The 16,238-nt window shown below is 44.0% G+C and carries 14 protein-coding genes; 10 read left to right on the forward strand and 4 right to left on the reverse strand.

Translation table 11 applies throughout. The features are described from left to right. The first annotated feature begins 103 nt into the window (after positions 1–103). Positions 104–616, forward strand: a complete 513-nt coding sequence (locus CC90_RS0106335; RefSeq protein WP_031389955.1) for a ferritin — start codon at positions 104–106, stop codon at positions 614–616. A 513-nt stretch (positions 617–1,129) separates the two neighbouring features. Then, entirely contained in the window at positions 1,130–2,926 is a 1,797-nt protein-coding gene (locus CC90_RS0106345) for a phosphoenolpyruvate carboxykinase (GTP) (RefSeq protein WP_031389957.1), read from the forward strand. 90 nt (positions 2,927–3,016) lie between these two features. Here the strand turns inward: CC90_RS0106345 and CC90_RS0106350 are convergent, their stop codons facing one another. From CC90_RS0106350 to CC90_RS23655, 3 genes are read right to left on the reverse strand one after another with little or no spacing between them, the layout of a single operon-like run. Beyond that, entirely contained in the window at positions 3,017–3,622 is a 606-nt protein-coding gene (locus tag CC90_RS0106350; RefSeq protein WP_031389958.1) for a manganese catalase family protein, read from the reverse strand. Positions 3,623–3,625: 3 nt separating this feature from the next. Then, a complete protein-coding gene (locus CC90_RS0106355; RefSeq protein ID WP_031389959.1) occupies positions 3,626–3,895 on the reverse strand; it encodes a spore coat protein CotJB in 270 nt (89 codons plus the stop codon). Continuing rightward, positions 3,892–4,062, reverse strand: a complete 171-nt coding sequence (locus tag CC90_RS23655) for a spore coat associated protein CotJA (RefSeq protein ID WP_081905891.1) — start codon at positions 4,060–4,062, stop codon at positions 3,892–3,894. The genes CC90_RS0106355 and CC90_RS23655 overlap by 4 nt, the downstream gene beginning before the upstream one ends. Positions 4,063–4,236: 174 nt before the next feature. Between CC90_RS23655 and CC90_RS0106365 the strand changes: the two genes are divergently transcribed. The 8 genes from CC90_RS0106365 to CC90_RS0106405 all read left to right on the forward strand — a co-directional run bounded on the left by CC90_RS0106365 (position 4,237) and on the right by CC90_RS0106405 (position 15,813). Beyond that, complete coding sequence (locus CC90_RS0106365) at positions 4,237–5,337, forward strand: ABC transporter ATP-binding protein (protein WP_035315485.1); 1,101 nt, start codon at positions 4,237–4,239, stop codon at positions 5,335–5,337. Next, a complete protein-coding gene (locus tag CC90_RS24175) occupies positions 5,321–7,429 on the forward strand; it encodes a Gldg family protein (protein ID WP_031389961.1) in 2,109 nt (702 codons plus the stop codon). The genes CC90_RS0106365 and CC90_RS24175 overlap by 17 nt, the downstream gene beginning before the upstream one ends. Before the next feature lie 79 nt (positions 7,430–7,508). Beyond that, the gene (locus tag CC90_RS0106375) at positions 7,509–8,075 is read left to right on the forward strand and encodes a DUF4340 domain-containing protein (protein ID WP_031389962.1); all 567 of its coding nucleotides are present in this window, start codon (positions 7,509–7,511) and stop codon (positions 8,073–8,075) included. A gap of 488 nt (positions 8,076–8,563) precedes the next feature. Next, complete coding sequence (locus tag CC90_RS0106385; RefSeq protein WP_031389963.1) at positions 8,564–8,797, forward strand: FeoA family protein; 234 nt, start codon at positions 8,564–8,566, stop codon at positions 8,795–8,797. Beyond that, positions 8,790–10,793, forward strand: a complete 2,004-nt coding sequence (gene feoB, locus CC90_RS0106390; protein ID WP_031389964.1) for a ferrous iron transport protein B — start codon at positions 8,790–8,792, stop codon at positions 10,791–10,793. Before CC90_RS0106385 ends, feoB begins: the two co-directional genes overlap by 8 nt. Before the next feature lie 143 nt (positions 10,794–10,936). Further along, a complete protein-coding gene (locus CC90_RS0106395) occupies positions 10,937–12,412 on the forward strand; it encodes a 4Fe-4S dicluster domain-containing protein (protein ID WP_031389965.1) in 1,476 nt (491 codons plus the stop codon). Positions 12,413–12,482: 70 nt separating this feature from the next. Next, entirely contained in the window at positions 12,483–13,937 is a 1,455-nt protein-coding gene (gene gltX / locus CC90_RS0106400; protein WP_031389966.1) for a glutamate--tRNA ligase, read from the forward strand. Then, positions 13,930–15,813, forward strand: coding sequence for an ATP-dependent helicase (locus tag CC90_RS0106405; protein WP_051869309.1), 1,884 nt, complete (start codon positions 13,930–13,932; stop codon positions 15,811–15,813). The genes gltX and CC90_RS0106405 overlap by 8 nt, the downstream gene beginning before the upstream one ends. Positions 15,814–15,890: 77 nt before the next feature. Here the strand turns inward: CC90_RS0106405 and CC90_RS0106410 are convergent, their stop codons facing one another. Then, positions 15,891–16,226 (reverse strand): DUF1292 domain-containing protein, encoded by a 336-nt coding sequence (locus CC90_RS0106410; RefSeq protein ID WP_031389968.1) that lies wholly within the window; start codon positions 16,224–16,226, stop codon positions 15,891–15,893. Between the last annotated feature and the right edge of the window lie 12 nt (positions 16,227–16,238).

A 16,238-nucleotide genomic window follows, 5' to 3' on the forward strand; every position in this document is an offset into this window, starting at 1 on the left:
ATTACCGAAATTTGCTAGATATTATTGAATATTTGAGTTTTAAGTGTTAATATTTATATATTAGTTTTTGAAAGTCAGAAAGAGAAAATAGGAGGTAAGGTATATGCTTAACAAAGAAATTGCAGCAAAGATAACGGAACAGATAAATTATGAATTGTATTCGGCTTATTTGTATCTGGATATTTCCAACTATTATGCGGATAACAATTTGAACGGCTTCGCAAACTGGTTTAAGATTCAGGCACAGGAAGAACGCGATCACGCACTTCTTTTTATGGACTATTTATTAAATAACAGTGCGAAGGTGGTACTTAAGGATATAAAGGCACCGGATTCTTCCTACAGTGATTTCAGACAGCCTACGATTGCGGCTTTTGAACATGAACTGAAGGTAACGGAGAGGATTCACGATATTTACGGTGCAGCATATGAACTGAAGGATTTTAGAACCATGCAGTTTTTGGATTGGTTCGTTAAGGAACAGAATGAAGAAGAGAAGAATGCCGAGGAGAATATAAAGAAGTACGATTTATTTGGCGGCGACCCAAAGGGACTTTATTTATTGGATTCTGAATTGGCAGCGCGGATATATAGCGCGCCTTCACTGGTGCTTTAATAAGAATGACTGAAACGATGACACTGCATCCCATTCAGGGGTGTAGTGTTATGTTATGTAATAGGAAAGTGTTTCTATCACATGACATATGGATGAACATTTTTGCTTTTATTACCATATATACATACAAAATACCATCGGATTATTATCGTATTGTACAAAAAGGATTTGACAAACAAGTAGGTATATTGTACACTTTTAACAGAGCAAAGGTAGCGGCCAGTATTTATTAATTCGAATTCTAATTTCGATTTTGAATGGATAAATATAGGGCTTTTGTTTTGCGGTTTTGTAAAAGATATAAGAAAAATGGAAGAAATTATTAAAAATAAAATTTTTGAAAAAGTTTTATGATATCTATAGCATTTTTCCATCATTTTCATTATAATAGCTAATGAAGTGTATACATGTATTCCCTGCAGGAATCAATAGTCATTTAAGACATCGAAAGTAAGCTCCTATTTATGGCAATACATTTATTAACAAGGAGCAAAATATAAAAAGGAGATTAATATGACAGAGAACAAGAAGTTATTAGCATGGGTCAAAGAAATGGCCGACATGTGTCAGCCGGATCAGATTTACTGGTGTGACGGATCAGAAGAAGAGAATGAACGTCTTCTGCAGATGATGGTTGATAGCGGTATGGCAATCAAATTGAACGAAGAGAAACGTCCTGGATGTTATTTGTTCAGAAGTGATGCTTCCGACGTAGCGCGTGTTGAGGACAGAACATTCATCGCTTCCAAGACAAAAGACGAAGCAGGTGTTACAAACAACTGGGTAGAACCCGATGAATTGAAGGCTTCAATGAAAGGCTTATACACAGGCTGCATGAAGGGAAGAACGATGTATGTTATTCCTTACTCCATGGGACCGGTAGGCTCACCCATATCCAAGATCGGTATCGAACTTACGGATAGTGCATACGTAGTTGTCAATATGCGTATTATGACCCGTATCGGAACAAAAGTTTTAGAAGCTCTCGGTGACGGAGAATTCGTTCCTTGTTTACATTCTGTTGGTTCACCTCTTGCGGAAGGACAAGCAGATTCCTCTTGGCCGTGCGCACCCATTGAAAACAAGTATATCAGCCATTTCCCGGAAGAAAGACTTATTTGGTCTTATGGCTCAGGCTACGGCGGAAATGCTCTTTTAGGCAAGAAATGCTTTGCGCTTAGAATCGCTTCCGTACTCGCTCGCGATGAAGGATGGCTGGCAGAGCATATGTTAATTCTCAAACTGACAAGCCCCGAAGGCAAGACGAAATATGTCTGCGGCGCGTTCCCCAGCGCATGCGGCAAGACGAACCTCGCTATGTTAGTTCCTACGATTCCGGGCTGGAAGGTTGAAACTGTCGGAGACGATATCGCATGGATGAAATTCGGCGAAGACGGACGTTTGTATGCGATCAATCCTGAAGCTGGTTTCTTCGGAGTTGCTCCCGGAACCTCTTTTGATTCTAACCCGAACGCAATGCACAGCATCGAGAAGAATACGATCTTCACGAACGTAGCGCTTACCGATGACGGCGATGTATGGTGGGAAGGCATCGGAACACCGGCTCCTGCTCATCTGATCGACTGGAAGGGCAATGACTGGACTCCCGATTCCGAGACTCCGGCAGCTCATCCCAACGCTCGTTTTACGGCTCCTGCTTATCAGTGTCCGTCCATCGCTTCCGATTGGGAAGACCCGGCAGGCGTTCCGATTTCCGCTATCTTGATCGGTGGCCGTCGTCCTAAGACGATTCCGCTTATCCATGAAAGCTTCGATTGGAAACACGGTGTATTCCTTGGCTCTATCATGGGTTCTGAAATCACTGCAGCAGCGATTTCCAACAATATCGGACAGGTTCGCCGCGATCCTTTCGCGATGCTTCCTTTCTTCGGCTACAATGTATGTAAATATTTACAGCATTGGTTGAATATCGGCGAGAGATCCAGCGAAGACAAGCTTCCTAAGATCTTCTATGTTAACTGGTTCCGTAAGGATCAGGATGGCAAATGGTTATGGCCGGGCTTCGGCGAAAACAGCCGCGTTCTGAAATGGATCTTCGAAAGAACGGAAGGAACAGGAAAAGCTGTTAAGACTCCTATCGGCTTTATGCCTGAGGCAGGTGCGCTTGATGTTTCCGGACTTGAAAGCGTAAGCGAGGCTGATATGGTTGAACTTCTGAAGGTAGACAAAGATGAGTGGTTGAACGAAGTTGTATCTATTAAAGAACACTATGCAAAGTTCAACGATGAAATGCCGAAGGAACTGTATGCTCAGCTCGAGGCTCTTGAGAACAGATTGAAAGAAGCGTAGGCTCTACTGGTAATAGAATAAGACGTAATATAAAAATAGAATCGGATTTCAGTCTTTTGGGGCTGAAATCCGATTTTTTTTGGTCTTATACTAATTTTTACACCTATCGAACGCAGGATTAAATGCATAGAAGTTCTTGGAATCCAAATTATCCTGAACAATTCTGAGACCTTCACCGAAACGTTGAAAATGTACAATTTCTCTTGCACGCAGGAAGCGAATCGGTTCACAAACTTCCTGATCGTGAATAAGACGTAAAATATTGTCGTATGTGGAGCGTGCTTTCTGCTCGGCAGCCATATCTTCTACTAAATCAGTAATGGGGTCGCCCTTTGACTGGAATTGGTTGGCGTTAAAGGGGACTCCGCCGGCAGCCTGCGGCCAAATTCCTATTGTATGGTCTACGTAATAATTAGCAAAGCCGGAGTTTTCTATTTCCTCCATAGAGAGGTTTTTGGTTAATTGGTGTACGATTGTGGCTACCATCTCCAAATGGGCTAATTCCTCCGTCCCGATATCGGTGAGCAGTCCGGCCACTTCATTATAGGGCATTGCATATCTTTGCGAAAGATAACGCATAGAAGCGCCCATCTCTCCGTCAGGCCCACCATACTGGCTTATGATAACTTGGGCAAGTTTTGCATTGGGCTGGGTGATTTTTACCGGAAATTGTAATCTTCTTTCATAATTCCACATATACTAGCATCCTCCTTCCCAAGGCATCGGTTGTAGTGCCCATTTCCACTCTTTACTGCTGTTATCCGCAACGGAAAGCGTAAGAGGTCCAAATTTGTTCGCATATTCTTGTGTCATCTGATTTTTCAAACGCATATAATGATTGAAATATTCCATAGCTTCCCTGTCCGTAGGATGGGTGTCCAAATATAACGCCATTTCTAGCGCAACAAAACCCACCACACCGATATTATGCAGCATATTTTCCTGCTCTGTGCTCATTTTTGGATTCATTTTACGCATCTCCTTCCCGTAAAAGGCTTTGCTAACTCCGGAAAAATAGTGCCAATGCAGTAGGCCTTATCCAGATCTTCATAAATCTGCGTAAGATTCTGCCACGGTACATATGCCATAGCCACCGGGAAACGGTCCAAATATTCATTAAAATTATAATCCTGCATAATACTCCTTTCATAAATTTATAAGATTTTTAATACATTATATGATAAGGACATTTTTGAGTGTTTGTATCTTCACATTTTTTTCACATAATTTAAAGAAAATAGACACAATTTGAGATTACATTAATAGAAGGAAAATGTCTGGTAATTCAGATGGACAAGGAGGATATTATTTTGATTGAGGTTGAAAATTTAGTAAAAAAGTATGGAGGGCATACCGCCGTAGACCACTTGAATTTTCATGTGGAAAAGGGACAAATCTACGGCTTCCTGGGACCTAACGGTGCAGGGAAATCTACGACAATGAATATTATGACCGGCTATCTGGCAGCTACCGAAGGGAACGTTAAGATCAACGGCTATGATATTCTCACGAATCCGGAGGAGGCAAAAAAGTGTATTGGTTATCTGCCCGAATTTCCTCCGCTTTATCCTGAAATGACCGTGTATGAATATTTGAAATTCGTAGCGGAGCTTAAGAAAATTCCCAAAGAGGAGCGAAAGAAACAAATAGAGGAAGTCATGAATATGACGATGGTAACGGATGTTTCAAAAAGGCTTATTAAAAATCTCTCCAAGGGCTATAAGCAGCGTGTCGGCCTGGCTCAGGCAATTCTGGGATATCCGGAGGTGATCATACTGGATGAGCCGACGGTAGGTCTGGATCCGAAGCAAATCATTGAGATCAGAGATTTGATCCGCAAGCTTGGAGAAAACCATACGGTAATCCTAAGCTCCCATATTTTATCCGAGGTAAGTGCGGTCTGCGATCATATCATGATCATTTCCAAAGGGAAGCTGGTGGCAAGTGATTCGCCTGAGGGCTTACAGAAGCTAAAGACCGGAACGGCCGACTTGAATATAACAGTACTTGGCAAAAAAGAAGACATTCAAAGGGCGCTTAACAATATCGCCGGCGTGAAAGAGATTTCATACATAGAAAAAGAGGATGCAGTGGAGATTTCCATCACTACCTTCTCAGATACGGATATCAGCCGTGAGGCTGGAATTGCGTTAGCTGAAAACAAACTTCCGGTAATCGCCATGAGCAGACAAGCTGAAACCTTAGAGGATATTTTCCTGCAGCTTACTTCGGCAGGGGAGGGTAAAGCGGTGGGAAGCGCAAGGGACGATGAAGGCAATACTGACGACAAAAAAGGTACCGAAATCGATGAAAACGATAATACTGACGACGAAAACAATAACGATGAAGAAAAGGAAGCAGTTAAAATAACCGCAAAAGTGGAGGAGAACGAAGATGACAGCAATATTTAAAAGAGAGTTTAAATCTTATTTCCAATCCTTTGTCGGATGCTTGTTCATCGGTATTATTTTATGTATTACCGGCATTTATGTAACGGTATATAACCTGCTTAGCGGTTACCCTAAGATTTCATATGCGCTTTCGGGCATTCTTTTTATTTTTATTATCAGTGTACCGATTCTGACGATGAGAGTACTTGCGGAGGAGCGGAAGCAGAAAACGGATCAGCTCATTTTGACTGCGCCCATATCGGTAGGTAAAATCGTGGCGGGCAAGTTCATTGCTCTTGGGGCGGTATTTACTATTCCGGTAATCATCATCGGCATATATCCTCTGGTTTTAAGCGCATTTGGGACAGTGTCTTTTTTGGAGACTTATGTATCCATTTTCGCGTTTTATCTGTACGGGCTTACCTGTATCGCGATAGGTATTTTTCTTTCCTCCCTTACGGAAAGCCAGGTAATCGCGGCAGTTATTTCCTTTGCTGTACTATTTGGCGGCTATGTGATGGCGGGCATATGCAATATAATTTCCACTACGGGAAATTTCCTTACGAAGATATTAAGAGCTTTCGACATAGTATCGCGTTTTGATAATATGGTAGAAGGAACCCTCGATTTGAAGAGTGCTGTTTATTATATCTCGGTTATTTTACTGACGCTTTTTCTGGCCACTCAGTCCATCCAAAAGAGACGCTACAGCGTATCGGTAAAAAACTTGAAAATAGGGGCGTACAGTTCCGCTATGGTAGTAATATCTATTGCTGCTGCGGTAATACTGAATCTGCTTGTTTCGGAAATACCGACCAAATATACAGCATTTGACGTAACGGCGAATAAGATGTTTTCGCTGTCGGAAGAAACGAAGGACTTGCTTGGGAAGGTGGAAGACGATATAACGATTTATGTCCTGTCCAATGAGAATTCGCAGGACACGACTTTGAAGAAGACACTGGAGCAATATGAGCAGTTTTCCGGCCATGTAAAGGTTTCTTATGTGGATCCTCTTGTTAATCCGAAGTTCTATACACAGTATACGGATGCCTCTGTATCGAGAAACAGCTTGATCGTAGTCAGCGATAAGAGAAATAAGGTAGTGGATTACAGCTCCGTTTTTGAAACGAGTACGGACTATACAACTTATGAAACGACAACGACCGGCTATGACGGAGAGGGGCAGATTACAAGTGCCATTTCCTACGTGACCAGCGACAATATGCCGAAGATGTATATATTGGAAGGGCATGGAGAGCTGGCCTTTGAGACAGATTTTAACGATACGATAGCGAAGGCGAACATCGATTACGAATCCATTAATCTGCTGCAATATGACAATATTCCGGAGGATGCAGAGGGAATTATTATCAATGCGCCTACGTCTGATTTCTCCGAGGACGATACGAACAAGGTGCTGGATTATTTGCAGAACGGCGGAAATGCACTAATTATCAGTACATGGACGGATGCTGACATGACGAATTTTTATAAAATCCTGGATTATTACGGAATATCCATGGCGGATGGTCTGGTGTTAGAAGGGGCTGAGGGCGCTTATTATCAAAGCCCGTTCTACATATTGCCCACGGTGGAATCGGATACAGTTACCAGTTCTATCAGTGATTCTTATATATTCGCCCCTTACGCACAGGGATTTCTTTTACCGGAAGAGGCAGGAGATGGTTTATCTCTTACCCCCCTTCTTTCAACAAGCGATAAGGCTTATGCCAGAGCGGATGTGAACGGAACGACGGATTATACGAAGCAGGAGGGCGATGTGGACGGTCCCTTTACCTTGGGCGTAAAAGCGGTAAAGACTAACGGCGAGGCAGAGTCTACTGCGGTCATTTATTCCAGTGAAAATCTGTTTACGGATGCAGCGGATTCCATGGTATCCGGTACGAACATGAAACTGTTCGCAGGTTCACTCGGAGAAATGACGGAGGAAACGGAAGGAATTGCGATTCCGGTTAAAAGCTATGAAGAGAACTATTTGACCATTCCGCAGTCCTATATTATTTTACTCAGCCTTTTGATTACGGTAATTATTCCATTGGCGTTTTTGGCAGGGGGATTCGTCGTATGGTTTAAGAGAAGAAAGGCATAAATACAGGAGACCAGGTTGAAGAGACCACCTTTTCACCTTTTGAAATCAGCGTCCGCTGAGGCGGACAGAGGGATGTATCATGAAAAGACAGAAAATACAACTGTTAACAATTCTCATTCTTCTCATCGCGATGGCCGCAGCGTATGTCGGGGTGAAATACTATAATAATAACCACGAGGAAGAGGACGAAAAGGTATCGTATACTGTAACGCATGACGATGCAGCTTCCGTAAAGTCGCTTTCCCTGGCAAACGATAACGGAGAACTTTCCTTTACGAAGGAGGGCGATATTTGGTATGAAAACAGTGACAAAACAGTGAGCATCGACGCAGGTGCTCTGGAGGATATGATTGAGGCTGCAGTTTCTATTACCAGCGAGGATGTAATTGAAAATGCAGCGGATATGTCACAGTACGGTCTGGACGAACCGGAGATTACGGTAACCTATACTACGGAGAACGCAAGTACTACGTTGGAAATAGGGGATTATAATTCTTCTGTATCTAAATATTACGTTTGCGTGAAAGGAGAAAACATGGTTTATACTATGACTAGCTCTGCGAGAGCCTCTTTTACGAAGAGTCTGGATGATTTGAAGAAGATTGAGACGCAGGGTGATGAAAGTGTTGAGACGGACGGGGATTAGGAGAATATTCGGAGCTTTCATCCTGTTGAGAAAAGACAATTGAATATCGTATAAATCATACCTGAAAGAATTAGAAATTACCCGGTATGAAGCAGGATATCCCATGTATAGATAGTCAGTACATGGGATATCTTTTTTACCATATATCGATTTAAGAAGAGATAGCAGCACTTTCTCAGAAGGTAACGGTTCTCGATACCATAAGGAATTATTGTTATGGATTTGGAGTGACTCCAATTTACGTTGCAGAAGATGGGGAGGTCGTACAATACATGTGTTACAACTGAATAGTTAAAAAGCGAGGACAGACAAGTAATAGGTATTAAGACAGGAGAGAGGCTGCAGTCTTGGCGGTATAGGGCCGGTCTGGTATATGAGGAGGGAATTATTGGAGTTTAATATATGTTGACACTAATGGAATGGGGGACTATAATTTGGAGGGAAATTAATGAGAATCAATCTCAAATGTGGATAAAGAGGTGGGAAGCATGACGCTTTTTGAAGGACAAAAGAATTTTTTTTATGAAATAAACGGAGTATTCACAGAGGAAGCTGTTGCTAGAAGGCTGAGGGCACTTGGGCTGAATGATGGGACAACGGTCAAGATACTTAACCGAAAGAGGAACGGAGCCTTGATCGTTGGCGTGAGAGGAACGCGGCTGGCACTTGGGAAGCATATTTCTTCAGGAATCGAAGTAAAGGAGGAGAAGAAGGATGCCTGATAAAGATAAGCATATTCATGTAGCCTTTGTTGGGAATCCTAATTGCGGCAAGACGACTCTGTTTAATGCAATAACCGGCTCTAAGCTTAAGGTGGCGAACTGGTCGGGGGTCACTGTAGAGAAGATAGAAGGAGAAGCGAAGTACGAGGGTTTTCAGCTGACGTTAATGGATACTCCGGGGATTTATTCCCTGACCTGCTATAGTATAGAAGAAAAAGTGACGAGAAAGTGCGTTATGGATGAAGATGTCGAGGTGATTGTCAATGTTGTGGACGCCTCGTCTTTAGAGAGGAATCTGTATCTGACGTTACAGCTTTTGGAGCTTGGGAAGCCGGTGGTGCTGGCCCTTAATATGATGGATGTTGTGGAGGAGCGGGGAATGGAAATCGATTTGCACCGCCTTCCGGAAATGCTCTGGGACGTACCTGTAGTTCCTGTATCGGCGGCGAAGAGGACCGGACTGGATATTCTGCTCCATGCGGTGGTTCATCACTACGAAGAGGAACCAAAACAGAACACGTTATTTTACGGAGAAGGGATCGAGGAGAAAATCGCTAAGCTGGAGGTGATGATGCAGGCTCATTATCCGCTGCATTCTTCCGTGAGATGGCATGCCATAAAGCTGTTGGAGGAGGACGAGGAGGTAAAGAACGAGCATCCGATTTCAGTCACCAATGTAGTGGATAAGAACTATGAAAAGGAAATCATACAGACCAAGTATTCATATATTGAAGGCATAGTAAATGAGGTGCTCTTTTATAGAGATAAGAAGAAAGCGAATACGGATAAGATGGATGCGCTTCTTACCCATCCCATATGGGGAATCCCATTTTTCCTGATGATAATTGGTTTCGTATTCTTTCTCACCTTTACGGTAGGGGATTTGCTCAAAGGCGTATTTGAAATCGGCCTGGACTGGCTTTCGGGAAGCACCGATAGCTTGCTTGTGTCCATCGGAACTACGGCGTGGTTGAGGTCGTTGATCGTAGACGGTATTATAGCCGGAGTGGGAGGAATACTTACCTTTATTCCCAATATATTCATACTATTCCTTGCCTTAGCTATTTTAGAGGACAGCGGTTATATGGCGCGGGTCGCTTATGTTATGGATGGTATTATGGGAAAGGTGGGGTTGTCGGGAAAGGCGTTCCTTCCGATGATACTGGGCTTCGGTTGTACTGTTCCGGCTATCATGGCGACAAGGACATTAGAGACGGAGTACGACAGACGTAAGACAATGGTAGTGACGCCATTCATGTCCTGCTCGGCAAGGCTTCCGATTTACGTTCTTTTTTCAGGAATGTTTTTTTCTGATTATGCAGGGCTTGCAGCCTTTTCCATGTACGGGATTGGAATGATAATCGCCATTTTGGTTGCGAAGGTCATCAACACCATACAAAAAGGAAAGGCCAATGACTCACTCTTAATTGAGCTTCCGGAATATAAACGCCCCAATGCAAGAACCATCCGCATTTATGTCTGGAACAAGCTGAAGGAGTACATACATAGGGCGGGTACCATTATTTTTATAGCGTCCATCGTTATGTGGTTCATTTTGAATTTTGGCATGCAGGGAATGGTGGAAAATCCCGGGGACAGCTTCGGCGCTGCCATTGGAAAGTTCCTGGTTCCGGTCCTTGTTCCGGCAGGACTTGGAATGTGGCAGATCGTAGTAGCATTAATTGCCGGCATTTCGGCAAAAGAGGTAGTGGTATCCAGCTTCGCAGTATTGTTTGGCGTAACCAGTGCCAATTCGGAAACCGGTATGCATTCTCTGGTGGCGAATATTCAGAGCATCGATCCGCAGTTCGGACCGTTGAACGCCTATTCGCTGATGCTGTTTTGCCTTTTGTATGTTCCTTGCATCGCTGCGGTAGCGACTATGAAAAAAGAAAGCGGCTCCTGGAAATTTACACTGAAAACGGTAATTTTCCAGCTCACCTTCGCATGGCTCGTCTCCGTAATCGTTTTCCAGACAGGAAGCTTGTTTTTTTAAAGATACATTCCCTGAAATAGCGAAAAAGTTGTAGGAAATGCCTTGATTTCCTCTTGGGTTTATGTGAAAATAATACTTGCTGATAATGACAAAATCCCAATAATATCGGCAGGCTTATGAAAGATAAAGACAAGGAGGGCGCTATGAGAGGTATCGATACACAAGTGCGAAAAATTCGCAGGCGTATATTTAAAGAGGTTGCGAACTTGGCATATCATTCGGAGGATTTAATCAATGATGTGGAAGCGCTTCCATATAAAATTGTAGATTACGATGAGTCGCCCTACGGAAGCGTTTATAGGGAACGGGCTGTCGTGAGAGAGAGAATCAGGCTTGCCATGGGGCTTTCCCTGAGGCCTGAGAACGTGCCCGTACATGCCACCCAAGGGTTGGCGGAAAGCGACATCGATGAAAAATATTACGAACCGCCGCTGATGCAGGTCATTCCTTCCGCATGCAATGCATGTCCGGAGAATCGTTATGAGGTGACGGATAAGTGTATGGGTTGTCTTGCCCATCCCTGCAGGGAAGTATGTCCCAAAGGTGCAGTATCTATGAAGGACGGAAAGTCCATTATCGATCAGGAAAAATGTATTAAATGCGGCAAGTGCAAAACAGTTTGTCCTTATGATGCCATTTCCCATCAAACAAGGCCCTGTCTGGCCGCCTGCGGAGTAAATGCGATAAAAAACGACGCGAGAGGAAGGGCATTGATCGACAGTGATCTGTGCGTATCCTGTGGACAGTGCATGGTAAATTGTCCTTTCGGTGCGATTGCCGATAAATCGCAGATTTTCCAGCTAATCAGGGCATTGCAGTCCGGGCGGAAGATCATCGCTCAAGTAGCGCCGGCCTTTGTCGGACAGTTCGGAGCACATGTATCGCCCGACAGAATCAAGACGGCATTGAAGGAGCTTGGATTTTATGATGTATATGAGACAGCCATAGGTGCCGATATGGGAGCAATGGCAGAAGCCGAGCATTATGTCCATGCGGTGACTACAGGGGAGCTGCCTTTTCTTCTGACCTCCTGCTGTCCTTCCTGGTCGGTGTTAGCTAAGAAATTTTTCCCGGAGACCATCGATAATATATCCAACGAACTGACGCCCATGGTAGCTACAGCCCGTAAGATAAAAGAGGACCACCCCGATGCAGGCGTAGTTTTCATCGGACCTTGTGCTTCTAAAAAGCTGGAGGCTTCCAGAAGGACCGTCCGTTCGGATGTCGATTTTGTTATTACCTTCGAAGAGCTTTCCGGAATGTTCGAAGCGAAGGAAATTGTGTTAGACAATGTACCGGTGTCGGACAAGATGGAAGATGCTACGGGCGCCGGACGCGGTTATGGCGTTGCAGGTGGTGTGGCCAGCGCTATTGAGGAATGTATCCGGGAATATTATCCCGATGTGGAGGTGCACATCGAGCATGCCGAAAGCCTTGCGGAGTGTAAAAAGATGCTTATGTTGGCTAAGGCGGGCAAGAAGAACGGCTGTCTGATTGAGGGTATGGCGTGTCCCGGAGGCTGTGTTGCCGGAGCAGGAACCAACATCGCGATTCCTCAGGCAGCGAAAGAAGTGGCGGGCTTCAAGGCTGCGGCGGCGAAGAAGATACCCGACATGTAAAAGAACAAAAGTGTGATTCGTACAGTAAAACATTCATTGAATAGCTACAGGAAAGTCGAGGAGTAAATAAATGTCCAAAATAAGAACACGTTATGCGCCCAGCCCTACGGGACGCATGCACGTAGGTAATTTAAGAACGGCTCTATATGCTTATCTTATTGCAAAGCACGAGGGCGGAGATTTCATTTTGAGGATTGAAGATACGGATCAGGAGCGCTATGTGGAAGGCGCAGTGGAAATCATTTACCGTACTTTGGAAAAAACGGGGCTTTTGCACGATGAAGGACCGGATAAGGACGGCGGAGTAGGTCCTTATGTGCAGAGCGAGAGACAGTCGAAGGGAATCTATCTGGAATATGCGAAGAAGCTGGTCGAAAAGGGAGAAGCTTATTATTGCTTCTGCGACAAGGAAAGGCTTGCATCCCTTACCCAGACCGTTGCCGGAAAAGAAATCAACATTTACGATAAGCATTGTCTGCATCTGTCCAGGGAAGAAGCGGAAGAGAAACTGGCTTCGGGCATCCCTTACGTGATCAGACAGAAGAACCCTACGGAAGGGACAACCACCTTTCATGATGAAATCTATGGAGACATTTCGGTCGACAATGCCGAACTGGACGATATGATTCTGATCAAATCCGACGGCTATCCCACCTATAATTTTGCAAACGTGGTAGACGACCATTTAATGGGAATTACGCATGTGGTAAGAGGAAATGAATATCTTTCTTCCTCTCCGAAATATAACCGCCTTTACGATGCTTTCGGCTGGGAGGTTCCGATATACGTTCACTGCCCGCTGATTACGGACGAGGAGCATCACAAGCTGTCCAAACGCTGCGGACATTCCTCTTATGAGGATTTGATCGAGCAGGGATTTTTGTCGGAGGTTATCGTGAATTTCGTAGCGCTGCTCGGTTGGAGCCCGGAGGATAACGAGGAGATTTTCTCTCTTGAAGATCTCATAAAGATATTCGATTACAGACATTTATCCAAATCCCCTGCCGTTTTTGATTATACCAAGTTGAAATGGATGAACGGCGAATATATGAAAGCAATGGATTTTGATAAGTTCTACAAAATGGCAGAGCCTTATTTAAAAGAAGTGTTAACGAAAGATTTGGAGCTGAAGGCAATCGCACAGATGGTCAAGACGAGAATCGAAATATTCCCTGACATAAAGGAAATGGTAGATTTCTTCGAAGAGCTTCCCTCATACGAGACATCGATGTATGTTCATAAGAAAATGAAGACCACGGAGGAATCATCTCTTGAGGTGCTGGAGGAACTGCTTCCTGTTATTGAAGTGCAGGAATCCTTTGACAACGATTCCCTTTATCAGATGCTCGTTTCCTATGTAGAAAAAAAAGGCTGTAAAAACGGCTATGCGATGTGGCCGATCAGAACCGCCGTATCCGGCAAACAGATGACGCCTGCCGGAGCGACGGAAATCATGGAAATCCTCGGGAAAGAGGAATCCATAAAACGCATTAAGAAAGGCATCGAGCTGTTAAAGAATGCCTGAGCAAAGAAATAATAGGGCACAGGCCCAAGCTATAGAACACGCTTCCGGTCCCATGCAGGTTCTCGCGGGACCGGGAAGCGGCAAAACTTATCTTACCATTCGCCGGATTCGTCATCTGATTCAGCATCACGGGATTTCTCCCGACAAAATTCTCGTTATTACTTTTACAAAGGCTGCGGCGCAGGAGATGAAAGAACGCTTCTTGGCACTTACCGGGAATGCATACCCGGAGGTTTTCTTTGGGACCTTCCATGCCGTATATTATTATATCCTGAGGCAATCGGGAAATCCGGGCTTAAGGCTGGCATCTGCGTCAGACAAACGTAACTATTTGGCACATATCCTTAGCACCATAAAAAGCGGGGAAGAAAACAATGCAGAGCTATATGGAAGCTTACTAAAGGCGATAAGCGCCGTTAAAAATCTTTCTGCGAGTTCTCAGGCCTCAGAGCTCCTAACGGATTACAGTGAGGAGCTTAAGCAGCAATTTCCATACATATATGAAGAATATTGCCGCATTATGCAAGAAGAGCACAAAGTCGACTTTGACGACATGATTCTTCTGTGTGATAAACTGCTTACCCATAATACCCAGGTTCTTACCTTCTGGCAGGATGCCTTTTCTCACATCTTAGTGGATGAATTTCAGGACATTTCTCCTTTGCAGTATCAGATTTTACGCCGTCTGTCACTTCCTCAGAACAACCTATTTGTAGTAGGAGACGACGACCAGTCCATTTATGGATTTCGGGGTGCGGGTCCGGATATTATGAGACAGTTTATGAACGATTATGAAAAGGCCAAGCAGCTTACTCTGGGTATCAACTACCGGTGTACGGAGGATATTGTAGAAGCGGCGCAAATCGTCATTACGGATAATAGGAACCGTTATGTAAAAGAGCTTACGGCGGATAAAAAGGGACAGGGAGAAAGGAAAAAGAATGAGGCAGTAAAAATCTCTTCTTTTGCGGACAAGGAAGAAGAACACAAATATCTTATGGAGAGGCTGAAGGAAATGTCAAGAGAGGAGTTGTCCCAAAGCGCTGTCATTTACCGTACTAATGCGGAGGCAGGAGCGCTGTCCAGAGAACTTGCTGCTTGTAATATTCCTTTTTGCGCAAAGGATAACATTGAAAATATTTTTGAAACGCCCATAGCGCGGGATATCTTTTCCTACCTTTCTTTTGCAGAGGCCATTTGGGGAAAAGGAAGAGGTGAAGGGGCAGGCGGTCAGCGGGGAGATTTTTTCCGTATTATGAATAAGCCATCCAGGTATATCCATAGACAAGCGGCGGGGGAGGCCGTAGTTACCGAACGGCTTTTGCTGGATTTCTATAATGAGAAGCCTTATATGCAGGAAATGATAAGGAAGCTTTGGGTGGATTTAAAGATGCTTTCAGCTTTGAGGCCTTATCTTGCGGTAGATTATATTAGGAGGAATATGGGCTATGAGAAATATTTATGCAGCGGGAAAGAGAAGGAAAAAAGAGAAGAAATGAAAGAACTTTTGGATGAATTGCAAAGATCGGCGGCAAGCATGCACAGCTTCACAGAGTGGAGAGAATATGAGCAGGAATATACACGTATGATTCAGAAGAAAGAAAACACAGAAAAGAAAGAGCAGGAAGGAATTCGGTTGCTTACCATGCACATGTCCAAAGGGCTGGAATATACGAGAGTCTATCTTCCAGATATAAGAAAGGGGGCGATACCGAGCCGAAAAGCACTTTTGCCGGAGGCGGTGGAGGAGGAACGGAGACTTTTCTATGTGGCTATGACCAGGGCGAAGGCGTATTTGGAAATATTGTATTACGAAGAGCCATCCCCTTTTATCAGAAAATTAAAAGAGGCTCTCGAAACAAAAGACCGATTGTAAAGCCTTTGGTTAGGGAACCTCGTATTACCATTATAATTACTTCCATAAATATAATTGCTTCCATAAAAATAGAGCGGTTATTCTACGAATTCATCGAATTCCACATTGTCCAGATATTCGTCAAAAGCGTCGGCAACCATTTCGTATTCGTCATCATCTTCGATATATAAAAGCTCCGGCTCGGCGTTAACGTCGTTCTTGTCTTCGAAATAGCGGTAGAACCATACTTCTCCGTCTGTATTTCGGCCGTTTTCATCCAGCGGCAAAAGCACGATATAATCTTTTCCCTGCGATTCCAGAATTGTCACAACTGCGCAGACAACATGGGTACCGTCCTCCAAGTCCAGTTCAACGGTCATTTCCTCATCGTTTAATTCTTCAGCCTCTGTCCGGTTATTCAATTCTTTGTCCATAGAAACTCCTTT

The organism is Kineothrix alysoides (assembly GCF_000732725.1).
GTDB lineage: Bacteria > Bacillota > Clostridia > Lachnospirales > Lachnospiraceae > Kineothrix > Kineothrix alysoides.